This window comes from Paenibacillus sp. ACRRY (assembly GCF_022346995.1).
In the GTDB taxonomy this organism is placed as follows: Bacteria; Bacillota; Bacilli; order Paenibacillales; family Paenibacillaceae; genus Paenibacillus.
This window is the reverse complement of record NZ_JAKRNM010000004.1, coordinates 194,640-218,096: the sequence shown is the minus strand read 5'-3', so window position 1 is coordinate 218,096 and position 23,457 is coordinate 194,640. Positions and strand designations below refer to the sequence as shown.

Sequence of the window (23,457 nt, the reverse complement as noted above, 5' to 3'; positions counted from 1 at the left end):
ATCCATCTCTCCCTTCTCCCAGTCGTTAACTAAAATATTTAATTCTTCTAATTATATACTTCTATTTTCATATCTGGTTTCAATACTCTCTAAAGACTTCCTGCTGGCCAAGGATCTCTGCCTCACTTTTCAACATAGAAAAGACTCGAAAGAGCAAGACCTCGTTGCCGCCTGATCTCAACTCTCTGATCTCATTCCTTTGCACATAAAAAAAAACATCCCGGCATATATGCCGAGATGTTTGGTCCAGTGCAGCTCGGTGCACCAACTCCCGTTGGATCTGATCAAAAATTACTTCGTTAGATACTTCAGGGGTTAAAATGTTAAGTTGATTCAATCAGGGCACCTCTCAGTTAGATTTGTAAGAAATATCTATGTCTTCCCCAATTTTATCTATAGACTCTTCAATGATTTCCTTAACCTGCTTGTCCAAATCCATATTTAAAGCTAAATTCATCAACTCATAACTTTTTCGCAAATTCAGGTTTATAACCACACAGGCATAATTATCGACCAGTCCGGCAGACGAAACATCCCTTAGTCTGAGAACTATTTGATCGACTCTTGATCTTAAATTAGATTCCAACAATTCGTGGGTATAAACCTTTCTATCAGCTAGTTCTGATAATCTAAAACTTCTATGCAGTCCAAATCATCTGTGTTTTCAATTAAATCCAAGTAAGTATTAAAATACTTATTTAATGTTTCCTTCGACATTACATCAGGTGCTTTTAAAGTCCGAAAGTTTCATGTTTATCCTTACAAGCTATAATTAAAATATCCTCAATCAATCTAGTCACTGAACTAAACCTCCTTTTTATTTATAATTGCTATCTTTTTTTGTGTAAGGCAACCATCATCTAATCATGACATTAAACTCATTAAGACTTTTCTGTATACACTTCTGAGTTGAGGGGAATATCATGTTGGTTGATTGATCTACCAACACATATACCAATGCTTTTCTTATTCATTAATGAATTTGAGATTTGTATTGAAACCACTTCTATTGAAAATTCTTTTTTATCAGGTGTTCTAATAACAATACGATTATCGATGCGATTTTTAATTTGATCATGGCTGAGATCATCAAGTTCAGGATTGATACCCACTAAAATAGTGCCATATTCTAATGATTCAAAAACATCTCCAACATTCATCAATTTATACATATTAATATCCTTTCTATCTATGTTGAATATAAAGTTCATTCTTGACATCTCGTATACGGAGATCTGCATTTTTCAATCTTGTAATTGCATCTCTTAGTAGTGTTATTCTCTCTACAGAATTTAACTCTGGAGCGAATCTCGCTGCTCTTATACTGGCTTGAGCTTCGTCTAAAGCAAAATTCCGTGTATACGTATTATCATCAAGATTATATAGTTCAAAGGCTCTCCCGCTTTTAAACGCCTCATAATGTCCAATAATTTCATGAGCTATAGTAGCTCTACCCGAAACACGTGCATTGGCACTCAATGTGCCAGTTCCATGAGTCTCTGCAGGTAAAACGTCTGTATTGATATACAGTCTGTCGTACATCATTCCGGTATTCCAATGTTCTCGAAACACTATATTCTCTTCTGGGAAACCTAATGTTTTAGAGTAATTAACCAGTTCGGTTTTCTGTGCATCTGTTAGTTCTAGTTCGTTTCTCAAACCGTCTGAAGAAATCTGACGATGATCCCCTTTTCCAATTTCTTTTTCATTTTCCATAAACTTGGAAAACCCAGATGATTCTCTCGCCTTTTTACTCTCGGCAATATTGTCCAATACTCGCATGCGGGGATCCTGAAAGCCATTAAATCCACCCGTCATTTGTCCTGTACCCGATGGACGTGTGAACGAATTTATTTTCACGCCCCCTCCTGAAGATGTCAGTAGATTATGCGGTTTGATCATAGAAGAGGCATATCCGGTACCAACCATCAGCCCTCCCATACCAATCATATTCGCCCAGTGTTCGCTGGACCAGGCATTGGTTGGCATAGTAGCCTCCCTAATCGTGCCGTGAATACCGAATGTAAGCCAGTTTGCTGTATCATTGGGGGAGTTAAATGCTTTATCCGCCCGGTCTACATATCCCTGAACCAGTCCACTCGGGATACCAAACGTCCAGTAATCCAGAAATCCCCCTACACTATCATAACGTTTTTGATATCGATCGTCTGCAGATTGCATAAATGCACGACCCAACTCGGCCAAGCTGTCAGCTGATTTTTGGAATGCATTACGGTTGTCCGTTGCCGGAGCCCTACATTCATCCGGCGGTGGGGGTGCGCACCTCGAATCATAAGATTGCACTGCTTGCTGATCTGCAAGTCTGAATTTTTCTGCATGTCCTTCGAGTTCTTTCGAAATCGACTGAGATAATGAAACAAAGTTATCCATTATCTTTTGGGCAACCACAAAATCAACGTAAAACTTTTCTTTTGTGCTTCCACCCCACTGTCTTTCGATCTCGAATAAATGTTGTTTCAGGATACTATTCATCTGAAAAACCTGGCTCTGTGCGACTGCAAATTGTTTAGAAACAGATGATAATTGTTCAGGTGTTACCTTTATCGTTGTCATATGATACCTCGTTCGAATTATGTATTACGTTGTTATAAGAATACGGCAGGCAGGAAATATTGAATTGATTCAAATATACACACTTGGCCTTCTATTATAAAATGGAACTATATTATTTCGTAGCGACTGCTGGTTTATTTCCATAGTTCGTATTACCCCTAATATCTACCAAATGCAACAGATCATATCTTCCCTTATACTCTGAGATCATTCCTTTGCACATAAAAAAACATCCCGGCATATATGCCGAGATGTTTGGTCCATGTAGAGATCCACACCTCTACTCTTCAATTTCACTTCTGCAAGCCTTAAACTTCCTGTCCATTCGACTTCCTGAACCGGATCAGGGACCAGATAATCAATACGGCAAGGACACCGAGGCAGATACTGATGCTGAATCGATTGCCCTCATCGAATATGAACATCACTGCAATCACGCTAAGGGCCAGTACGACCAGTCCGGTTACGTAAGGGAATCCCCACACTTTGAATGTCGGTGTGATCGGATATCTCTTCCGCAATTTTAACTGGGAAGTGGCGATGCAGATCCATACAAGCATCACGACGAAGCCAGGCACTGCGAGCAATACGCGGAACAATTGATCCTGAGCGAACAGTCCAAGCATGGAGCCTCCGAGCAAAATAACGGAACAGACCAAGAGCGTATTCACCGGACTGCCGCTCCGATTGGTTTTGGACAGTGCTTTTGGAGCCTCACCGCCCACCGCCATGGAATGGAGCATCCGGGATGCACCGTAGATGCCGGAATTTGCAGCCGATAGAACGGCAGTCACCAGAATAAAGTTCATAATATGCGCTGCACCAGGCAGACCTGTGGAAGCCAGTACTTGTACAAACGGGCTGCTCTCCGGCCCGAGCTCATTCCATGGAATCAGACCACAGATGATGAGAATCGGCAGCGTGAAGAACAAAATAATACGGAGCATGAAATTGCCCACAATTTTCGGCATGACCTTGTCCGCATTTTCCGTCTCCGTCAGTGTCAGACCAATGAGTTCCGAACCTCCATACGAGAACATGACCACCAGCAGCGCGGAGAAGATCGATGACCAACCATTCGGGAGGAAACCTCCCGCTTGTGTGTAATTTTGCAAATAAGGTGTGTTGTCACTTGGAATAATACCAAAGATCAATGCGGCACCCAGGATGATAAAAATAATGATCATGGCAATCTTGATGCCTGCCAGCCAAAATTCAAACTCCCCGAACACCCCAACACTCAACAGATTAACGAGTATAATAAATGCCGCGCACGCCAGACTCAGCATCCATAACGGCACTTCCGCGAACCAATATTGCAAGAAGCTTCCCGCAGCGATCACCTCAATGACACACACGGATAACCATAGGAAGCAGTACATCCATCCCATAACGAAGGAAACCCTGCTGCCGAATGCTTCCTGCACGAAGTCTTTCATGTTTTTGTTTTTATAGACGGTAGCCATCTCTGCCATCGCTGCCATTACAACTAGCAGTAACAGTCCGGCAAAAATGTACGTTAGAATAACGCCCGGACCTGCGAGTCCAATCGTTTCGGCACTGCCTTTGAAAATCCCGGTTCCAATGACACCACCCATGGCCATGAAGCTGATGTGTCTTGGTTTAAGCTTTTTCTGTAATGTTCCTTCTGTCTGAGCCAATTCAAGTCCTCCTGATGTCAACAACGTCTGTAATCTTCTCACAAGCTTTTATAACATAATTTCCAGTATACCCTATTGTTCATGCCTCAGCACAGAAGTTCCTTATGGCAAATTCATTCAATTCATACGGCCACGTCAAAAAACCAGAACCCTGCGAAGGCAGAATCCTGGTTGATTACCCTTTTGAAAACGAAATTGAAACAACAAGGAGATTAACCAAGCGGTGATAACTCCTTCGTCATGAATGCACTATTCGGGTCCAATATATAATCTGCAAAAGGCTCGCAGTATTCGAATCCAAAGTCTTCATACATCCGGCGTGCCGGGATAAACGAATCCATCGACCCGGTCTCCAGGCTAATACGTTTGTACCCCCGACTTCTAGCAACCTCAATGATGTGAGTCAAGATTTGTCTCGCTACGCCTTTTCGAAGATGGGCCTTGGCTGTACGCATCGATTTCAGTTCGGCATGCTCGGCGCTCAATTCCTTCATGGCTCCACATCCCAGCAATTCTTCACCTTCCCATGCACACCAGAATGTAATCTCGGGTTTCTTCAACCCATCCAGATCCAATGCATGTATGCTTTCTGGCGGCGAATCTTCGGCCATGCCCAGCAAATGTTCTGCGATCAACCCCTTAACCTGATCCCCACTCAAATCATCCACTCTGATCTCCATAACAACCACTCCTGCCAACAATTTTGGTATATTCCATCGCTGCATTTAAACTTATGATTCCATCTTACTACCGTGGCAGGTTTACTGACAAGAGATTAAGAAAACCCACTGAAATGTATATTGTGATCCCCTGAAATTTCCAGTATGATGGGGCTATCTAATTTTCCAAAGGGGCGAAGATATTGCGCAGCAACCATACAGTTCAATTCCGTTCTGAGGTGAAGCGAGCTAAATTTATCTTCAAAGGAGACCAACATGACACTGACAACGGACAACCTGTTTCATAGCAAACGATTGAAAATGACACCTCCACGTGAGGGAGACGTGCAGACAATGCTGCAATGGAATGAAGATCCCGAGTATCTTCGTAATGTGGATACCGATATTGCCATTCCCTATTCGGAGAAGCAATTGGAGGATGAGGGGGAGACGAAAAACAAAGAAGTGTACTTCAGGCTTCGAAAACATGAGGAAGATACACTAATCGGTTTTGTCGTCATTCACAGCATTGAATGGAACAACCGCTGCGGACAGCTGGCCATTGGCATCGGACTTGCCGAACATCGTAACAAAGGGTATGGAACAGAAGCGTTGAATCTGATTTTGCGATATGCCTTCCATGAAATGAACCTCGATCGTGTGGGGCTGGACGTCATTTCGTATAATGCAAAAGGGATTCGTGCCTATGAGAAGGCCGGTTTTCAGTTGGAAGGGCGAGCGCGTTCCGCGGTATACCGGGATGGACGGCATTATGACCGCCTGATGATGGGCATTCTGAAGCCGGAGTGGGAAGCACTTAATCCAATACAAATGGAGGATGAACAATAATGACCTTGAATACAGATGTCACGGAGTTTATCGAACAGATTTCAACCCCCTGGCAAATCGCCGTAGCAGGACAATTACGACAACTGGTGCATGATTCCATTCCGGACGCGCAGGAGCGCATACAATACAAAAAGCCTCACTTCCTAAAGAACGGCAAATATGCCGCAGTCATCTCCCCTTCCAAGCAGGCGGTGTCCTTCACCATTTTTAATGCGGCCGCTCTTGATCTGCCCGATGGGGTATTTGAAGGACCAGCGGAGCGCAAAACGATCAAAATCAAGGAAAAGGATACGCCGGATTACGAATGGCTCGCTGGTCTGGTGACGCAGGCATCTGCAGAATTGTAGAGAGATGTACAAACTAATCTATTATAAGTGATTTCGTTCGAGTGTAATATGTTAGGCTGGTTCTATTCCAAGATATTACCGTAAGAAAACGAAGATAACATAAACCAGGTCAACCATGGTGGGCCCTAACCCATGCTCGACCTGGTTTATATAACGACGTTCCTCGCATTCATAGACTGTAGAGAGTTTACATAAAACGCTTCACACCTATCGACTCTCTAGTTCATACACCTCATTGCATTTTTTATTTATCCAGTCTACTGCTGATTCTGTTTCTTCTCTTAACATAACGCCTCGTTTGCACTTATACTGATAATTTTCCTTTGCCCATACCAGTATGATCTTTGCATATTCTAAAGTCTCAATTTTACATGTACTGTCCTCTTCACCATCTTCGGCAAATATGTCTTCAATGATTGTAAAACATTCATCTGATTTTATTATGTTTACATTCCCCCCACCTTCGTATAAAGTTACCTTTCCTTCTAATAATTCAAATAATTTTTCGATTTCATCCTTTACAGTAGCAAAATCCCCAAAAATATCTGAACCTAGTGAATTACTAATCAGATAACCATTCTTTAATGATGTATCTATACCGAAATCCAAAATAACCTCATTAAAATCTTCACTGTATTCAGTTGTATACAAATATTTAATCATGTTGTTATCTCCATTCTCCTTAATACAACGGATATGCTGACGTGATTTTTCCACTTTTTACAACAAACTCAATACTCATTCCTGTACTTGCAGTCCCTCTATATCTATTATTCTTGAAAACAACTTTGTTATCGAAAGCTATATTTATCTCGTCAACCACTTGCTGCGATGTCCAATCTTTCGGAAAAAACGTTGTCTTTGCTTTTTTCAGTACTCCATCAACCTCTATATTAGCTCTATATACACCATACTCATTAGGGGGATCAACATTCCCAACAATTTTCCCCTTACTATTTGGCATACCTTCATAATGAAATCCAACTGCTTGTCCTTTTATGAGTTCGCCCTCAAAAATATGATTTAATGCGTTACTCGTTGTTCCTTTTTTGAAAGCTTCTGTATTTTGTAAATCATCGAGATTCCAATTACCTTTAACAGTCTCCTTAACAATCTCCTTTTCCTTCTCCACAAATTCAGAAAATTTTGAGAACTCTCTCGCCTTTTTGCTTTCGGCAATGTTTTCAGTGATTCGCAAGCGTTGATCCTGTAAACCATTAAAGCCACCCGTCATATTTCCTGTCCCTGGACGGGAAAACGAGTTGATCTTCGCTCCCCCACCTGTAGAGGTAAATATTCTGAGTCTTGCTCATCTAAAAATTCAATACTTGTCTTAAATTTATCTTCATACAGGCAGCATTTAATCCAATACAAATGGAGGATGGACAATAATGACCTTGTATACAGAAGTCACGGAGTTTATCGAACAGATCTCAATCCCCTGGCAACTCGCCGTAGCAGGACAATTACGACAACTGGTGCATGATTCCATTCCGGACGCGCAGGAGCGCATACAATACAAAAAGCCTCACTTCCTGAAGAACGGCAAATATACCGCAGTCATCTCCCCTTCCAAACAGGCGGTGCCCTTCACCATTTTTAATGCGGCTGCTCTTGATCTGCCCGATGGAGTATTTGAAGGACCAGCAGAACGCAAAACGATCAAAATCAAGGAAAAGGATACGCCGGATTACGAATGGCTCGCTGGTCTGGTGACACAGGCATCTGCAGAATTGTAGAAGGATTTACATTTGGGGCTGTAATTAATCAGATCTAGTGATTGGGCGAGATCTAATGCGTCAGCTTGATTTTTTCTTAATTTGAAAAAACGTAAGAAAACGAAGATAACAAAAAAAACAGGTCAATCGTGGTGATATCTGACCATAATCGACCTGTTCTATGTAACGGAATAGCATTATTTAGGGTATAAAATTAAAGCCTTTACGTACATACAACCGAAATGACGAAATCTTTATACAAGTAATGCTATGAGTAATATGTTTATTTGTTCAAAAATGGGTTCATCAGGCACTGGGTAGCCCCTCTGTATAAAAGACCCTGAGAGACGAGAATCCAATCAGAGTTCGACTCCTCAGGATTCAAATGTCATTTTTTCAGGAAATACACCGCCCTCCTTAACTAGACATCTGGCCATTCTTTGAGCGGCTCTATCAAAGTAAAATTGATTTGAATGATTGGGGTTGTTAATTGATTCTAATTCGGAAAACATTCTAGTTCCTTTGTTTAATTCAATCTTACCCATTATCTCTTCTTTTGGGCCGAATCGATAAATCACAACTGATTCATCCTCATAGTCTTTCAAGAGTAAAACAAAAGCTCCCATTTAAATCACCTCTAATCTATTTGCAACGGATGACCTGACAGCAGCGTCGTGAGTAGTTTCATAGCTTGTCTTAAATATACCTTCAAACCTAATCGGCTAATTTAGTTAAGATTGCTGATACGTCACCGCAGTCATCTGACACGGCTCACATAGAAACATATAATACATGCCCTCGCCATACTCCTCGATCTGCGCCCAGTCTACCTGCCCAACCGCCTTCATGGTTGTGGAGCAGCAGGGACAGACCGGATACGCTGAATCCTGAACCCATCCGGGATGACCGCCAATCTGGGATAGTGACGGTTCCATGGACCACTCACTGCCATGGAAGGCCTGACGGGGCTCTGTCGAAATGTAGAATGAATCACCAGCATCCGGGGCAGGTTCAAACGAGTTTTCCGGATCAATGTCCTCCTTTCCTACTGGCATGACATTGTGAGAACTCCAGAAGGGCTCTCCTGCTGAGCTTGTCTCCATATAGACCACACCGTAGCAGCTGCAGTTGATGCAAGTTCGAATCTGCAGCTTTTCGGCTTGCCAGGAAACATTCTGCAAGGCCGGATGTCGCACATCCAGAGCAATCAGAGTCGTTAAGGCAGTTCCACACCATGGACAGCTGCTGGCACTTGTTTGAAGCATTTGAATGGGTACGCCGCTTGAAGCCGCAATCGTTCCTTCCTTTGCATCACCTTTATATAATGAATAACTTGGGGTGATGAACAATTCTCTCCGATTCCCGTCCTCGGTGAGTTCCCACCCTGCTTCGAAGGTGTATCGCTCTGGTTCCACGTTTAACTGATCTGCCCAGGCCGGCGGAGACTGCTTCCACTGCCAGAACTGCTCCACGACTACCTCATCGCCGATGTAGGCTAACATAATCAGGATATGGTTACGATTCTCGTCATCGGTGTGCACCTGCTGCAAGAGCTGCTCCCGCACATTCGCTGAAGCACTTTTATATAGGATGGCAGGATAGTAGATCTCCTGCTCCAACAACTCGGGAATCTGTGCAGCGAGCGAGATATCATGGTAACAGACCAGGTACAGGAGAATGTCTTTGCCGTTATCAATATCATCTGTACGAATCAACTCCATCGCATAGTCTCTCATCTCTTCCTGCTGCTCAGCAAACAGTGACAGGTAGACTTGCTCTTGGGAACGTTCATATGGCACATACTGAATTAATGGATCGCGTACATGAGCTGTATGCATGATTTTCAGAATCTCCACCGGATCATGCACTCCCTCATACAAATTCACGTCACGTCGATTCGCTTCAATGTATTTCCGGCGTTCCTCCCGCTCCATCTCCTGCTTGCAGGGCATGCAGTACCCACCTGTCTTGGCCGCGGTTGCCGGTAAAATCGTATTGGTGCATCCTTCACGAATGCATGGAATACGTTCTGTCATTCCTTTGTGCCTCCTCTGCCGTATGATCGATATACCCCCGAGTATATCACAGGAAAATCATGGGATGTATTAGACTCCACTCCTCAGAGCGTCCCCTCATGTGAAAAAACACGCCACATTGTGGCGTGCTGTTCCTTACTGTTATCACTCCGTCCCAGAAACAAAACTCATCTTAGTGATGTCCCAGTTGGTCCTTGGTAAATTCATAAAAGGCTAAGGCATCTTCACTGCTGGCAAATCCCGCCTGAGCCATTCTGTCACTGCCCCCACCCTTGCCCTGGTAGGCTCCGAGATTGCCCTTGAAGAATGGACCACAAGACCACTCAGGCGGCTGCCCGTTCTGAGCCAAAACAACCTTAGCCTCCGAGATGCTGGCAAAGAGCACGATGCCCTCATGATCTTCCGTCAGCTTGGTCGCCAGGCTCTGCATGTCCTTGAGGGATTTATCCTCGAATACCTGGGCAATAACCAAACCTTCCCGTGCTGATAGGAGCTCCTGCGCATAATACGTATCATTGGTCGATTTGACTGTACTCAGCTCGGACAGAAGCTGTTTTTGGTCTGTTTCCATTTTATCGATACGGTCAAGCAGTTCTTCCCTGCTGGTTTTTAATTTCACCGAAATTCCGTTTAACACCTGCTGTGCTGCTGTGAATTCGTTTAATGCTCTGAATCCACATTTGAAATAGATACGCGTCCCACCTTTAACCTTCTCCGTTTTCAGCAGCTTAAGGATGCCGATCTCGCCTGTTGCCGCCACATGTGTGCCGCCACAAGCGTTGTATTCCACACCCTCCATCTCGACAATACGAATGTCCTCTGTCACAGAGGGCTGCTTCACGAGCGGCAGACGCACTGCCTCTTCCGCAGTGACCCAGGAGCTGCTAATGCGGGCATTGCGGTAAATCTGGCGGTTCACTTCTTGCTCAATGGCTGTCAATTGATCTGCTCCCAATTCTGCAGCGGCTACATCAATTGTTGCGTATTCGGTCCCCAGATGAAAACTGAGCGTCATCGCATCAGCCAGCTTCAGCGTGATGGCTGACAACAGATGCTGCCCTGTGTGATGCTGCATGTGATCGAATCTGCGCTCCCAGTCAATCTCGCAGTGAACCTCCTTCTGCTCAGGCGCCTGTTCGACCTTATGCCATACCTCGCCATCTTCGATGTTTACATCAAGAACGGCGACACCTCCAATTCGGCCGAGGTCACAGGGTTGTCCACCCCCATGAGGATAAAATGCTGTCTCCGCGAGCGTGATATATGTACCTTCTTCCTTGTCCACTCTGCCGGTAATTTGTGTATGCCAATCCCGCGTGTATGCGGAGTCGTAATATAACTTCTGTGTCATTAACTGATCCTGATCCCTTCTCGTCAATTTAGATGCTGTTCCATGCACATTCCTTACGTATCTGTTCTACAGATTACACTATTTGGGATTAGGACACCAAATTTCTGCTCTGCTGCTATAGCTTCTTAAACCAAAAAGACCACTCTGTAACCAAGCTACAAAGTGGTCTTTATTACTTACATCCATATTGGACGAAACGTTGGTTATGGATATCTATTTCATTGACTCGGACAGCTCTGTGAAAATAACTCCCAGTGCGTATGCACCGGCATCCGGATACCCCAGACTGCGATCTCCGACCGTACCTGCGCGGCCCATGCGTGCCACGATGTCTTCGGTTTTCTTCGCACCCTCGACTGCCGCTTGTGCCCCTTTGGCAAATGCGGTTTTGAAGTCATCACCCGCATTTGCACTTTGTGTCCAGGAATCGGCACAAGGCACGAGTGCATCAATCAGCGTCTTGTCGCCTACGACTGCGCCGCGTCCAAAGGACCGTTCACCCGTGGATTGAATGCCTTGCACGGCTGCTTGCATCATTTCGGCAAACTCAGACACAGTCAGCTGCTGTTTATCTCCTACTGCCTTGCCAGCTGCGCGGAATGCCGAACCCCAGATTGGACCAGATGCCCCGCCGCAATATTCCATAATGACAAGAGAACATGCATCGAGGAACGAACCGATATTCTTCTTCTCTTCGTTGATAATATGATTCCATTCGCGTTTCAGCTGACGGAAGCCCTTCGCCACGCTCATTCCGAAGTCCCCATCTCCCGCATGCGAATCGAGCTCACAGAAAGGTACCTCGTTCTTGATGATGATCTCACCCATCTTATCGATCAGGTACACGATATTGTCCAAGGAGAATTGGTTGTTGTTAATGACTGCAGCCGATGCAGGTGTCTCCACTTCATAGGAAACAGGAGCGTCTTCACTTACAACTGCTTCAAGTGCTTCGGAGTAGGCTGCTTGTGCAGCCGGAGGTCCGGAAACCTTGAATGCAGGTGTGTCGCTTTCCTTGAATAACAACGACTTGAGCTCATCATCCAGCTTCAGGATTGTCAGCGATGCGCCGGCCATATCGATGCTGGTCATGTAATTGCCAACAAAGGTGGTGGCTACATGAAGACCGGAATGTCTTGCCAGCTCGCGCTGAACGGAGTTGTTAAGCAAGTATAGTTCCTGCAGCGGTGTTGCACCAAATCCGTTCACGAGCACGGCAATCTCCGCGGATGTGTCGCCATCCAGCTTCATGTCTGCCAGCAGGGCTTCAACCATCCGGCCCGCCAGCTCATCGGCAGAAACAATTTTCTCACGACGAATTCCCGGTTCACCATGGATTCCTACACCGAACTCCATTTCATCGCCCGCAATTTCGAACGTTGGTGTCCCTTTGGCAGGCACGGTACAGGACGTGAATCCAAAACCAATGCTGCGTACATTCTGGGCTGCCTTCTCGGCAACCGACTTCACTTCTGCCAGACTACGTCCTTCTTCAGCCGCAGCTCCGGCAATTTTATGCACCAGAACCGTTCCGGCTACGCCGCGGCGTCCTACGGTGTAGAGACTATCTTGTACAGCAATGTCATCTTCAACACGCACATACTGTACATCGATACCGTCTTCCTCCGCCAGATGTGCAGCATTCTTGAAATTCATCATGTCACCGCTGTAGTTTTTGATAATCAAGAGTGTACCCTTGCTGCTGGCCGTTGCCTTAATTGCCTGGTACACCTGAATCTGGGAAGGAGATGCGAATACATCTCCACATACCGCAGCATCCAGCATGCCTTTCCCCACATAGCCAGCGTGAGCCGGTTCATGGCCACTGCCGCCGCCGCTGATAAGGCTGACTTTGTCTGCGTTAATCTCTCTGCGTTTGATGACCTTATACTTCTTCAAAAATTCAAGCTCCGGGTGCGCCAGCGCAATCCCGTTGCACATTTCCATCACGACATTTTCAGCCTGATTGATAATTTTCTTCATTACTTTGCCTCCCGGCGAGCTTTGTATTCCCGTCCCATACGGTCAGCCGCTGCAATGGCAGCAGCCACTTCAGGAACAGTGATCGGGAACGGCATAGCGTGAATGGATTCTTCCGGAATACATGCGATCTCTGCCACTTTCAGCAGCTCTTCTTGAGTAATGGTATCTACACCGATATCTGCCAAGCTTACAGGCAGTCCTACCTCGAGGCAAAAGTCCATGACTTCGTGCAGCTCTTCGGTTGGAGCATTTTCAAGGACGAGCTGTGCAATCGTACCGAAGGATACTTTTTCACCATGGAAGAAGTGATGTGTTCCCTCCAGAACCGTCAATCCGTTGTGGATGGCATGTGCTGCGGCGAGACCGCCACTTTCAAATCCAAGACCTGACAACAAAATGTTGGTCTCAACGATATTTTCCAGCGATTGAGTTACAACGTTGCTGTCGCTGGCTACTTTTGCTTTTGCTCCGTCCGTCAGCAGCATTTCATAGCACAATTTTGCCAGCGCCAGTGCTGCATTCGTACCTACAGCAGACGGAGTATATCCTTCGCGGGATCCCATTGGCAGACTTGCGTTTACACGGGAATACGATTTCGCTGTTGCTCTTGCTTCGAAATACGTAGAGAGCGCGTCTCCCATACCGGATACCAGGAAACGTGTTGGTGCGTTAGCGATTACGGTTGTATCCACCAGCACTACGCTTGGACTTTGTTTGAAATATGCATAGTCATCAAAAGAGCCTTCCGGTGTGTACAATACTGCCGAGTGACTTGTTGGTGCATCGGTTGCAGCAATGGTTGGGCAAATAATCAAAGCTTCGCCTTCCGCAACGCATTTGGCTGCATCAATGGCTTTACCGCCCCCCAGACCGATAGTGCAGGTGCATCCTTTTTCCTTCGCAATTTCCTGCAGACGAGACACTTCCTGACGGGAGCACTCCCCTCTAAAACCGCTTTCAACAAAGGTAATATTGAACTTCTCTGCTGTTGCATCAAGCTTCGCCTTTACCCGTTGTACATCATCCGGATGTGCGATCAACAATGCCGAATCTCCAAAGGATTTTACAAAGTAACCAAGGTTCAACAGTTCATCTTCGCCTTGCACATATTTGGTTGGGCTGATAAATGCTTTTCTCATAATGGTATGCCTCCTAAAGATAGTTAATAGGGTGGTCGTGTTAATGCATCAAATTTGAATGGTTTACAATTAACCTAAATATATCTCATGAATGCGAGAGACACATTGGACTTTGATAACAAATTATTATAACTTCCAATCGTAATTTTTTGCTTTTTTCTGAAATCATGGTATGTTATTGTCATTGGATGGTTGAATGTTGACATCATCTTACATTACCCGTTTGCATCCCATTCTAATATGTACAACTTGCTAACTTTTTAGCGCTTAAGAGCTGTTAATTAGGTTAGCTAAGGAGGTTCACACATTGATTAAAGAATACTTGCACATCAATAAAATTCTCGACCTAAATAAATGGAAGCGCCTACAGGATTCACTGGCTAATGTAACCAAACTGGCCATCCTGACCGTCGACTACAAAGGCATTCCGGTGACAAGCCACAGCAGCTGCCAAGCATTCTGCCAAAATGTACGCAAAGATCCCGAACTTCTTCCCTACTGCCAGAAGTGCGATTCGCGCGGCGGGCTGGAAGCGGTTCGAGTGAATGAACCTTATGTATATTTGTGTCATTTCAATATTATTGATATCGCCATTCCCATCACCATTGACGGGAAATACATTGGAGCCGTGATGGCAGGGCAAGTTAAACTTGCAGATCCGGACAAAGGTACCCATCTGGAACAGATCGTCTCTTCCAAAAACGTGCCCATGCATGAAGCCAAGCTGCAGGAACTACAGGACGATTATGATCAGTTGCCTGTCATGACCTATGAAGAGATTGTGAAAATCTCCAACATGCTGTCCCTGCTGTGCAACTATATTGTAGAGGAAGCTCTCAATAAAAATTTGCTGGTGGAGATGTTCGAGAAGGCCTCCGGCTCCCAGGAATCCGTTAATCTGTCCACGATCTTGCCCGGGTACTCCATTCGCAATATTGAATCCATCAAAAAGGAAATGACCAATGCGATTGCGGATGCCTATCTCAAAAACAGTCCAAGTGATAATGCATGTACCAGCCCTGCGTTACAGCCTGCTTTTGAATATATTCACAGTCATAAGAGTGAGCAGGTGACATTGAAACATATGGCAGATCTATGCCACCTTAGTCCAAGCTATTTCAGCAGACTGTTTGCCAAGGAGACCGGGGAGAATTTCACAACCTATCTGGCCAAGCTCAAAATCAAATGGGCCAAGCAATTGCTGGAGGTTACCGACATGCCGATCTCACAGATCAGTGATGAGCTGGGGTTTAACGAATCCGGGTACTTTATTAAAATCTTCAAAAAATTCGAAGAGATTACACCGGCCCTTTATCGCAAATACATTCAAGAGCAATCTGTCACCTAGTTTAACTACTTCATCTGTTCCTGAACCCAGATCGCAGATTCAGCTAGCATCTCCATCAATCCGTTAAAATGAGGCGCCACCTCTTGAAATGGATGGTCCCCTGCATGATCATGGATAAGCATCAGAACTTTACCCGAATTCCGTTCCAGAACAGCGATGCTTCCCTCTCCAAAGCCGCCAATCGGGAACGGATTCAGGTCTTCAGACAGGTCATACTCTCTCTTATATTCTTGGTACGCCTCCACAAAAGCAGGGTATGCCCAGTCCAATTCCTGTACGGAATAGAGCGCAGGATCACCGAAGTGGCAGGCACCATAGTACAGCAAAAGGTCCCGGTATGACTCGGGAAGAGTAACGTTGTGTTTTTTCTCAAAATCAACAATCGCCTCCTCCGATTCCGGTGTACAGCTCCTCCCCATTACCGTCTGATATGCCTGATCCAAAAGAGTTCGAATCGGTTCCAATGCCTTTGATTCCATGAAAACCCTCCTTAATAAGTAAGATAAAGACCTCCAAATGGCCTCAATATGAGCATAGTTACTGACTAGAGGTCCTCAATATAACTGACTTCTGAGGGAAGCAATTCACCATTGTACTCCCTGTATTCAACTTCAATCGTACCTGTATATGTACCCAGAGAAACTTGCACCGGCATTTCGGCAATCAGCTTGTTTTCCTGAACCCTGTACCTGAGAATACGACCAATGGTTGCCTCATCAAACCACATTTCCGCATCTTCAAAAGGATAAGAATAGATATACTCTTTACCTGCAATGTTCACCGTGTATTCAACCGTTGCCTCGTGTTCCTTATACTCCGAAGACAAGACATTTCGAGCTTTTGCTATTGCATCCCCGACAGGTATTTCAGTCCAGTCCTCCTGTAACACATGAATGGCTGAGGCCCGCACCCCAGTACCTTTTCCAGTCGTAAGTATAATGATTACTTCGTCCTGACCTTCGCCATCTATATTGGCGGTAACCACTTCCGGGTAATAAGCTGGTTCGCTGATGTTTTCCCATGGAAATAATTCCGTTTGGTTATTCCACGTGACTGTAATTCCAGAGTACATCCCTTGAACAGATTTGGTTGCCGCGCGTAATGTAATGTCTTGTTGATTTTCTCTGATCTCTGCCAATACAGTTCGTTCTTGATTGGGAACAGGAAGATAACCTGGTAGAGCAATGATTGCTGCACAGATTAGTTTGGGTATGATCAACAAGCTCATCATTGAACCTCACTTTACTATCATAAAAATTTGAGTTTTGTCTCTCACGATTAATAACAGTGCTCAGTGCAATTTAGTTTGCTAAATTAAATCTCATTTTCCTTCTTTGTTTCTGGCCTGGTAGTCATCATCTCCAGCAAGCCACGTAATGCGGCCGATAGATGTTCACTTCGGGCATGTACAAGTCCCACTTCCAACCTGCAGTATGGCTCTGGCAAAGCTATCACTGAAACCTCTCCTCTCAATTCGGCTTGAACAACCGAAGATCGCGGGAGTAAAGATACCCCTATTCCGGCAGATACACCACTTAGGATCGTGTTCAGTGTACCAAATTCCATTACATTGAGCGTATGGACCCCACGACTATGTAGAAAAGCTTCAGCTTGAGTTCTGTGCGTACAGCCGATCTCAAAGAACAACATCGGTTTATCTAATACTTCGGGCATCTGATGCAAGCCGGGTTCCGCAATCAGAACCAGTTCTTCATCAAACACCTTGATATAGTTCAGTTCAGGATGATCGACTGGCCCATAGACTAAGGCGCCTTGCAGATCATGCTGCATGACTCTCTGATTCAGCTCATGGGTCCCTCCTGTGACAAGTGAAGTCTGTACCTCTGGATAACAGGAATGGTATTTAGCTAGGAATGGAGCAAGGAAGCTGGAGGCCGCTGTCTCAATGGAACCTAAACGAAGCTTTCCTGCAGGTTTACTTCCTGTTTGAGTCGACAATTCTGCTTCATGCAGCAAATCCAGTATTTTATCCGCATACTCGAGCAAATGATCTCCAGCAGGCGTAAGTACCATTCCCCGGTTCGTGCGATGAAAAAGGGGAACTTGAAGTTGACTTTCCAGCTGCCTGATCCGCGTTGTAACATTGGACTGCACATAATTCAGTGCCAATGCTGCTTTACTAATACTTCCCTCCCGAGCAACTGTCCGAAATATTTTCAAATCTCCTGCATCCACGATAATCACCTGCTTGCTAGCTATTGTTTTTATTGATACCCACATTCAATTCTGTTCATTTTACGTGAAACCACCCCAACTGTACAATGAGGTTCAATCATGACCTTTAATTACATCCAAGGGAGGAGTAACATTATGAAAGCTATTATACATGCAGGCCGAAGTGGCCTCAGGGGGCTCCAATATACATCATTCACAAGTCGAGCACCAGGGTTCGGCGAAGTCAAAATTCAGTTAAAATCCGCCGGTCTTAACCATCGCGATCTCTTCATCATGGCAGGTCGGACAACCTATAACGCTCCGCTTATTCCAGGCTCCGATGGGGCTGGTATAATAGTAGAAACTGGCGAAGGAGTTGTACACCCTTCTGTAGGTGAAGAAGTCATTATTCATCCAACTCTCGGTTGGAAGTATGCATCAGATGTGCCGATTGTACCTGAGATCATAGGTGGACCAACGGATGGAACACTTGCACAGTATATTACCATCCCTGCCGAAAATGCATTACCGAAACCATCTCATCTAACTTGGGAGGAAGCAGGGGTATTATCCCTATCGGCATTGACGGCCTACCGTGCGTTATTCACCCGTGGTGGTCTTCAGCAGGGAGAACATGTTCTGATTCCCGGCATTGGAGGTGGTGTAGCCACCTATGCTCTTCTCATGGCGGTATCAGCCGGAGCCAAGGTAACCGTAACTTCAAGGAGCGAAATGAAGCGAAAGGAAGCCATTCGATTGGGAGCTTTACAAGCATTTGGCAGTCATGAGGATTGGAGTCAGCATAACGAACTTGACCCTGTGGATCTGATTTTGGATAGCATCGGACAAGCCCTTTTCCCCCAATATTTTGATATTATCCGACCCGGTGGCCGAATCGTAATGTATGGCGCAAGCTCCGGAGATGATCTGAATATTCCGATCCGATCCATCTTCTTCCCTCAAGTTAGCCTGATCGGTACTTCCATGGGAAGCCATGAAGAGTTTGTCCAGATGCTGCAATGGGTGGAACATCATAATATAAATCCTGTAGTCGATAGAGTGTATGCGCTACAGGACACAGCGAAAGCGTTCAAACGGATGGAAAAGGGAGAGCAGTTTGGCAATCTTGTTATACGAATTCCTGACCCAAGATAAAATTCAACTCCGGCATGATCCTTTTCCAGTAGAAATAAATAAGACCTCCATACTCATTTCAAGAGCATGGAGGTCGGCCTACTTTATTACAAGGTTTCATATCAAAAGATGCCTTTAGTTCATTAACCTATGGAGTGTGAAAAGGAACAAATTGAAGGGTTCCTTTCGGAAACTCATTCCATTCCCCTGTCAATGAAAACTGCTGTGAACCCGTGTATATCCCACGTTTGCGGATAAATGTCCCGCCGGCAGGCATGAACTGATCATGAGAAGCTGGATCACCCAATACATCTACAATTCGGCCGTCCTTTTTGAGAACGAGAGCTACTACGTTATATTCATTCGGATTATAGAGAGCTAATTCATCGTTATAGTAAGAAGCATTGGTAATATCAAAGAAGTCATAGAATATAGTATCGATATAGATATAAGGTACGCCTGGAATCACATCCAATACACCGTAAGGCGTCACTTGCATCGTTGATGTTTTTTTCATCCACTTATAAACTTCTACTTGGTATCCAGTTGCTTTATGTGATGGATCTCCATCACCTGTGTAATACAGTTGCACAACACCGCGCCCATCTCCTGCATCAACGTATTGAGAGAAAAATAGCTCTGGCGTTCCTTGAGGCAGCGAATTCACTTGAACTACCACAGCTCTACCATCATTTCCAATAATCCAGTAGTTCAACGGAGATACTGTTATTGGGATTCGATTCGTATTCATGGTATCCGGCCCTGTGAACGTTGAATCTGGCGTACCACTGTAGACTTTGAAACTTGTTTGACCCGGGAACAGACTTGAGGTTGAATAGGTCAAAGCATCCTGAACTCCGGATTTTGTATTAATCTGTATGACCCCACCGTTCACCAGAGAAGCAGTCCGGACATTGAAGGAGTATTCAACCTGCCCACCTTTTCCATCTTTCGCTGTTATGGTTAAAGGAGCTACTGTATTCCCTGTTCCAGGCTTAATTGTTAGTTGATTGCCGTTAATGCTCGCATCCACTGCTTCGGCTGAGCTGCTGCTAATTGTATATTGCAGCACATCTCCATCCGGATCACTGAACAATTGACTCAGGTCATAGGTGCGTGCATTTGTTACATTCGGCGTTAATACTTGTTCGTAAATACTACTTACTACCTCAGGTACAGAGTTATTGACTGACGGCTCGGCTTGTACCGTTACGTTAAAAGAGGTCTGTTCTTTTCGACCTGCAAGATCATATACGGTTAGTGTTACCGTAGCTTGTCCTTCTGCTACTGGATTAACCGAAACCTGTGCTCCATTCGCCGACACTGTCGCAATATTTACGTCTGTAGAAGCAGCATCCACCGTTAAAGTACCGATGTCAAAATTCAGCAAATACGGAGTAAGGTCTATATCCAAAGTAGACCAAGGCCAAGTTATTGTTTGATCAGGGATGGCACCGAAACTTCCGGACTCAATAACCTGAATATCAATAGAGGCTGTCGCCTCTTTTCCATAAACATCTCTTGCTTGGATGGTAGCTTGAAATTTACCAACTTGCTTGGGATGAATGATCAGCTTGTTTTCCTGAATATTCAACTCAGCGATGAGGAAATTATTGAAGTCAAGTGGTGTTTGAAACTCTAACGCATCTCCGTCTGGATCACTAAAATATTGTGAGAGATCAATGACAGTATCCTCCTTACCCAGAAACAACGTTTGAGCAGGTAGATTACTAGTAAGAACTGGAGAAGCATTAGGCTTAGGATTAACTCTTACTTGAAATGCGGTTGAAATGGAACCGCCTTTGCCATCCTCCACCGAAAAATGAATGGTGTATTCTCCAAATTTCAGAGCAGTGAAACGAAGTATCCCTGAATTCTCCTCAACGATCAACCCATCAGGATCAGATGAAATGGCGCTGAATGTAAGTGGGTCACCGTCAGGATCTGTATAATAATCATTTAAATTAACAGTAGGAATAGACTCTGATAGGAAACCTAAGTATGCGGTAACCCAACCAGGTGGCTGTCCTACCGGATTCAAATTCGGGATAGGATCTACATTGATATCAAATGTTCCACTTGTTATTCCGCCTTTACCGTCATTAACGGAATAAGAAATCGTATACGTCCCTAATTGAAGAGCAGTGAACTTCAACTCACCTGCATCTTCCTCCACAGTAACCCCCTCGGAATTGGATGAAGTTGCCGTATACGTCAGAGAGTCACCGTCTGGATCAGTGTATAGTTCATTCAATTTTACTATAGGGATGTTATTGCCCAGGTATACGTCCATATTCGAGGGAGCTTCCCCCACAGGCGCACGGTTAAGCGGTGGGAGAACGACAACCCGCATCTCAACCTCGGTAGCACCCGTACTTCCATCATCAGCAATTTGCCCATCATCGACTCTTATTTTAAGAACGACTTCTCCTGCCTTCTTAGGCGTTAACCTCAGTACGGATTCTGCATAATTGCTTCCGACGATTTCGGAGTCTACGATATCCGAGGCATTATTCGTCACGCTGTAGAGTAGCTCCGATTCATATTTCTCATCATCCATAAAATAAACCATGAGATCCACTTCCTTGGTGCCTGACTCGGCAACAAGCTCCTGATCAGGGATAGGAGATGCAAGAGGAGGTGCATTCACGTTGACCTCGAATGTAGATCTTAACCTTTTGCCTCGCCCATCATTAGAGGATACGGTTATTGTAGCTGTTCCATGTTCTATTGGTGTGATCTCGAGATTGGACCCACTAAGCACTACCTTAGCGACGGAAGACTTGGATGAAGCAACGGTATACGTTAACGGGTCACCATCCGGATCAGTTACATAGCCATTTAGATTTAAAGTGGCACCTTGTCCGTTCGCCGTGAACTTGCGGGTTTCAAATGCTTTCAGCAGTTCAGGTGCACGATTGGCAGCAACAGGAGTCTCACTTCCCCCTGTTCCACCTGATGATGATGGCGATGCAGTGTTGGAAGAAGCCATCCCTGTACCTCCACTAACCGCAGAAGTTGGTACTCCAGCTGCCAAATTGACCTCAGCCACCTTCACATTTCCCGATACATTGATCTGTGCAGCGGGATTATTTACCTGGAGTTGCTGGATGGTGCCTGCAGCATTAATACTGATCGGTCCTGTCCCATCTACCGTGAGCTGCTGCACAGTCACATTTCCGTTAAGCTGCATGGACTTAGACGTATTTAGAGAAACGGTATCAACAGTTCCTTGAAGTTCCACTCTGCTTGCACCTTCAATGATATTCAACAGCGGAAGAGTAGCTGTCTGCTCAATATCAATTCTACTGTCTGACTGGACGCTAATTTCTTGAGCATGGGTACTTCCTGCCAGGGACACATGCACATCACTTTTATCCACATTCACGTTTTCTAGAGCTGAGTCTTCAAATACAACAGTATTACTGTCCCCGCCCTGTACCCAAACAGAATCTTCCACTTTTACATTTTTGGCGTGAAAATCATGCTCCATCTCCGGAGCTATTGTCAGCTTACCTTTAATTGTAATTCCTTGCACCGAGGTGAAGTCTGCTTTAATCGTCAGATTACCATCAAGTGTGGTGTCCCCGCCATTCAATAACAGATTACGGCTGAATTCTGCCTCATCTGTATGTGCAGCTTCTCCGCCTTTTCTAATTTCCAAAGCATTGATTTCGGTAAGATAATGATCTTGGCTCTTGAACTGTATTCCAGCTTGATCCAGTACAGTCCTGTTACGATCATTCAAAAGTCCCGCCACGTTGTCAGAGATATGATACTTTACTCCGTTGATCTGGACCTGATTGCCTTGGAGTTGTTGAATAACAGATAGGCGATTTTCCGGGAACATAGCCGACAGAATCATGCTCACCGCTTCGCCACGAATGAGTCCTTGTTTAACTTTGGTTTCTCCTGGATACTCACTGAACAGATCTGCCTTTACAGCCGTCTGGACGTAAGGTGCAGCCCAAGAACTTGTTCCGTTCCACTCTTGTGGAACAGAGTCTTCCTCCGTTTCCTGTTTGGCAAAGGCTGTGGCTCGCACCAAAACAGCTACTAGTTCTTGCCCGGTGATCTGCGCTTGTGGTCTGAAGTGTCCTGCTGCATCTCCCTGTAGAAGGCCCGCATGCTTCACCGCTTGAATATAAGGAGCTGACCAGCTATCCGATTTCACATCTGCAAAAGGAGAAGAAATGGTCTTACTCGTTGTCAGTCCCAGAGCCTTTGCAAGAACAACCGCCAGTTCCTGACGGGTAATTGGATGGGTTGTCCGAAGGTTTCCATCCGGATCTCCCTTGATGAAGCCCATGGTCACAGCTTTATTCATGGAATCATTTAGTGGGTTAGTAACATTAATATCCGAAGATATATTAGATGAAGGTAGTACCTGCTCTACTGAATTCCGACTCTGTGCAGCAACTGGAAGAGCATTGCTTAGAAGCAATGCAACTATGGCTAATTGCGCTGTCCTTCTCATTTTTCG

General features: G+C 45.0%; 20 protein-coding genes. 5 read left to right on the top strand and 15 right to left on the bottom strand.

Translation table 11 applies throughout. The features are described from left to right. Positions 1 to 881 precede the first annotated feature (881 nt). From MH144_RS16985 to MH144_RS16970, 4 genes are all read right to left on the bottom strand, one after another. Entirely contained in the window at positions 882 to 1,172 is a 291-nt protein-coding gene (locus tag MH144_RS16985; RefSeq protein WP_239302435.1) for a hypothetical protein, read from the bottom strand. 13 nt (positions 1,173 to 1,185) lie between these two features. Next, positions 1,186 to 2,574, bottom strand: coding sequence for a WXG100 family type VII secretion target (locus MH144_RS16980; RefSeq protein WP_239302434.1), 1,389 nt, complete (start codon positions 2,572 to 2,574; stop codon positions 1,186 to 1,188). Between the two features lie 308 nt (positions 2,575 to 2,882). Continuing rightward, the gene (locus MH144_RS16975; RefSeq protein WP_275440158.1) at positions 2,883 to 4,235 is read right to left on the bottom strand and encodes an amino acid permease; all 1,353 of its coding nucleotides are present in this window, start codon (positions 4,233 to 4,235) and stop codon (positions 2,883 to 2,885) included. 212 nt (positions 4,236 to 4,447) lie between these two features. Further along, complete coding sequence (locus tag MH144_RS16970) at positions 4,448 to 4,915, bottom strand: GNAT family N-acetyltransferase (RefSeq protein ID WP_239302433.1); 468 nt, start codon at positions 4,913 to 4,915, stop codon at positions 4,448 to 4,450. A gap of 255 nt (positions 4,916 to 5,170) precedes the next feature. On the opposite strand from MH144_RS16970, the gene MH144_RS16965 reads away from it, so the two are divergent. Together MH144_RS16965 and MH144_RS16960 are read left to right on the top strand one after the other, a co-directional pair. Then, a complete protein-coding gene (locus MH144_RS16965) occupies positions 5,171 to 5,743 on the top strand; it encodes a GNAT family N-acetyltransferase (protein ID WP_239302432.1) in 573 nt (190 codons plus the stop codon). 5 nt (positions 5,744 to 5,748) lie between these two features. After that, positions 5,749 to 6,090 (top strand): DUF1801 domain-containing protein, encoded by a 342-nt coding sequence (locus tag MH144_RS16960; RefSeq protein WP_239302725.1) that lies wholly within the window; start codon positions 5,749 to 5,751, stop codon positions 6,088 to 6,090. 207 nt (positions 6,091 to 6,297) lie between these two features. On the opposite strand, the gene MH144_RS16955 is transcribed toward MH144_RS16960, so the two are convergent. Together MH144_RS16955 and MH144_RS16950 are read right to left on the bottom strand one after the other, a co-directional pair. Further along, entirely contained in the window at positions 6,298 to 6,753 is a 456-nt protein-coding gene (locus tag MH144_RS16955; RefSeq protein WP_239302431.1) for a hypothetical protein, read from the bottom strand. A gap of 19 nt (positions 6,754 to 6,772) precedes the next feature. After that, positions 6,773 to 7,324, bottom strand: coding sequence for an EndoU domain-containing protein (locus tag MH144_RS16950; protein ID WP_239302430.1), 552 nt, complete (start codon positions 7,322 to 7,324; stop codon positions 6,773 to 6,775). Positions 7,325 to 7,487: 163 nt separating this feature from the next. Between MH144_RS16950 and MH144_RS16945 the strand changes: the two genes are divergently transcribed. Continuing rightward, the gene (locus tag MH144_RS16945; RefSeq protein WP_239302724.1) at positions 7,488 to 7,829 is read left to right on the top strand and encodes a DUF1801 domain-containing protein; all 342 of its coding nucleotides are present in this window, start codon (positions 7,488 to 7,490) and stop codon (positions 7,827 to 7,829) included. A gap of 353 nt (positions 7,830 to 8,182) precedes the next feature. Here the strand turns inward: MH144_RS16945 and MH144_RS16940 are convergent, their stop codons facing one another. From MH144_RS16940 to MH144_RS16920, 5 genes are all read right to left on the bottom strand, one after another. Next, positions 8,183 to 8,434 carry a hypothetical protein gene (locus tag MH144_RS16940; protein ID WP_239302429.1) on the bottom strand — a complete coding sequence of 84 codons (252 nt, stop codon included), beginning with the start codon at positions 8,432 to 8,434 and terminating at the stop codon, positions 8,183 to 8,185. Positions 8,435 to 8,539: 105 nt separating this feature from the next. After that, on the bottom strand, positions 8,540 to 9,844 hold the full coding sequence (locus tag MH144_RS16935; RefSeq protein WP_239302428.1) for a DUF1963 domain-containing protein: 1,305 nt from the start codon (positions 9,842 to 9,844) through the stop codon (positions 8,540 to 8,542). 172 nt (positions 9,845 to 10,016) lie between these two features. Beyond that, complete coding sequence (locus MH144_RS16930) at positions 10,017 to 11,195, bottom strand: alanyl-tRNA editing protein (RefSeq protein WP_239302427.1); 1,179 nt, start codon at positions 11,193 to 11,195, stop codon at positions 10,017 to 10,019. A 213-nt stretch (positions 11,196 to 11,408) separates the two neighbouring features. Further along, positions 11,409 to 13,178, bottom strand: a complete 1,770-nt coding sequence (dhaK, locus tag MH144_RS16925) for a dihydroxyacetone kinase subunit DhaK (RefSeq protein WP_239302426.1) — start codon at positions 13,176 to 13,178, stop codon at positions 11,409 to 11,411. Then, complete coding sequence (locus MH144_RS16920; RefSeq protein ID WP_239302425.1) at positions 13,178 to 14,317, bottom strand: glycerol dehydrogenase; 1,140 nt, start codon at positions 14,315 to 14,317, stop codon at positions 13,178 to 13,180. Before MH144_RS16920 ends, dhaK begins: the two co-directional genes overlap by 1 nt. Before the next feature lie 307 nt (positions 14,318 to 14,624). Between MH144_RS16920 and MH144_RS16915 the strand changes: the two genes are divergently transcribed. Further along, a complete protein-coding gene (locus MH144_RS16915) occupies positions 14,625 to 15,665 on the top strand; it encodes a PocR ligand-binding domain-containing protein (RefSeq protein ID WP_183522384.1) in 1,041 nt (346 codons plus the stop codon). A gap of 5 nt (positions 15,666 to 15,670) precedes the next feature. On the opposite strand, the gene MH144_RS16910 is transcribed toward MH144_RS16915, so the two are convergent. The 3 genes from MH144_RS16910 to MH144_RS16900 form a co-directional block, all read right to left on the bottom strand. Then, entirely contained in the window at positions 15,671 to 16,144 is a 474-nt protein-coding gene (locus tag MH144_RS16910) for an SMI1/KNR4 family protein (protein ID WP_239302424.1), read from the bottom strand. Between the two features lie 65 nt (positions 16,145 to 16,209). After that, a complete protein-coding gene (locus MH144_RS16905) occupies positions 16,210 to 16,893 on the bottom strand; it encodes a hypothetical protein (RefSeq protein WP_239302423.1) in 684 nt (227 codons plus the stop codon). An 86-nt stretch (positions 16,894 to 16,979) separates the two neighbouring features. Beyond that, positions 16,980 to 17,906: a LysR family transcriptional regulator gene (locus MH144_RS16900; RefSeq protein ID WP_239302422.1), complete on the bottom strand. Its 927-nt coding sequence runs from the start codon at positions 17,904 to 17,906 to the stop codon at positions 16,980 to 16,982. 90 nt (positions 17,907 to 17,996) lie between these two features. On the opposite strand from MH144_RS16900, the gene MH144_RS16895 reads away from it, so the two are divergent. Continuing rightward, the gene (locus tag MH144_RS16895; protein WP_239302421.1) at positions 17,997 to 18,995 is read left to right on the top strand and encodes a quinone oxidoreductase family protein; all 999 of its coding nucleotides are present in this window, start codon (positions 17,997 to 17,999) and stop codon (positions 18,993 to 18,995) included. A 127-nt stretch (positions 18,996 to 19,122) separates the two neighbouring features. Here the strand turns inward: MH144_RS16895 and MH144_RS16890 are convergent, their stop codons facing one another. Next, complete coding sequence (locus tag MH144_RS16890; protein ID WP_239302420.1) at positions 19,123 to 23,301, bottom strand: S-layer homology domain-containing protein; 4,179 nt, start codon at positions 23,299 to 23,301, stop codon at positions 19,123 to 19,125. Between the last annotated feature and the right edge of the window lie 156 nt (positions 23,302 to 23,457).

Coding starts and splice junctions, on each gene's coding strand:
- MH144_RS16910 (WP_239302424.1), bottom strand. CDS start 16,144: ATGGAATCAAAGGCATTGGAACCGATTCGAACTCTTTTGGATCAGGCA.
- MH144_RS16940 (WP_239302429.1), bottom strand. CDS start 8,434: ATGGGAGCTTTTGTTTTACTCTTGAAAGACTATGAGGATGAATCAGTT.
- MH144_RS16970 (WP_239302433.1), bottom strand. CDS start 4,915: ATGGAGATCAGAGTGGATGATTTGAGTGGGGATCAGGTTAAGGGGTTG.
- MH144_RS16950 (WP_239302430.1), bottom strand. CDS start 7,324: ATGACGGGTGGCTTTAATGGTTTACAGGATCAACGCTTGCGAATCACT.
- MH144_RS16900 (WP_239302422.1), bottom strand. CDS start 17,906: ATGTGGGTATCAATAAAAACAATAGCTAGCAAGCAGGTGATTATCGTG.
- MH144_RS16980 (WP_239302434.1), bottom strand. CDS start 2,574: ATGACAACGATAAAGGTAACACCTGAACAATTATCATCTGTTTCTAAA.
- dhaK (WP_239302426.1), bottom strand. CDS start 13,178: ATGAAGAAAATTATCAATCAGGCTGAAAATGTCGTGATGGAAATGTGC.
- MH144_RS16935 (WP_239302428.1), bottom strand. CDS start 9,844: ATGACAGAACGTATTCCATGCATTCGTGAAGGATGCACCAATACGATT.
- MH144_RS16920 (WP_239302425.1), bottom strand. CDS start 14,317: ATGAGAAAAGCATTTATCAGCCCAACCAAATATGTGCAAGGCGAAGAT.
- MH144_RS16965 (WP_239302432.1), top strand. CDS start 5,171: ATGACACTGACAACGGACAACCTGTTTCATAGCAAACGATTGAAAATG.
- MH144_RS16905 (WP_239302423.1), bottom strand. CDS start 16,893: ATGAGCTTGTTGATCATACCCAAACTAATCTGTGCAGCAATCATTGCT.
- MH144_RS16895 (WP_239302421.1), top strand. CDS start 17,997: ATGAAAGCTATTATACATGCAGGCCGAAGTGGCCTCAGGGGGCTCCAA.
- MH144_RS16890 (WP_239302420.1), bottom strand. CDS start 23,301: ATGAATAAAGCTGTGACCATGGGCTTCATCAAGGGAGATCCGGATGGA.
- MH144_RS16955 (WP_239302431.1), bottom strand. CDS start 6,753: ATGATTAAATATTTGTATACAACTGAATACAGTGAAGATTTTAATGAG.
- MH144_RS16985 (WP_239302435.1), bottom strand. CDS start 1,172: ATGTATAAATTGATGAATGTTGGAGATGTTTTTGAATCATTAGAATAT.
- MH144_RS16930 (WP_239302427.1), bottom strand. CDS start 11,195: ATGACACAGAAGTTATATTACGACTCCGCATACACGCGGGATTGGCAT.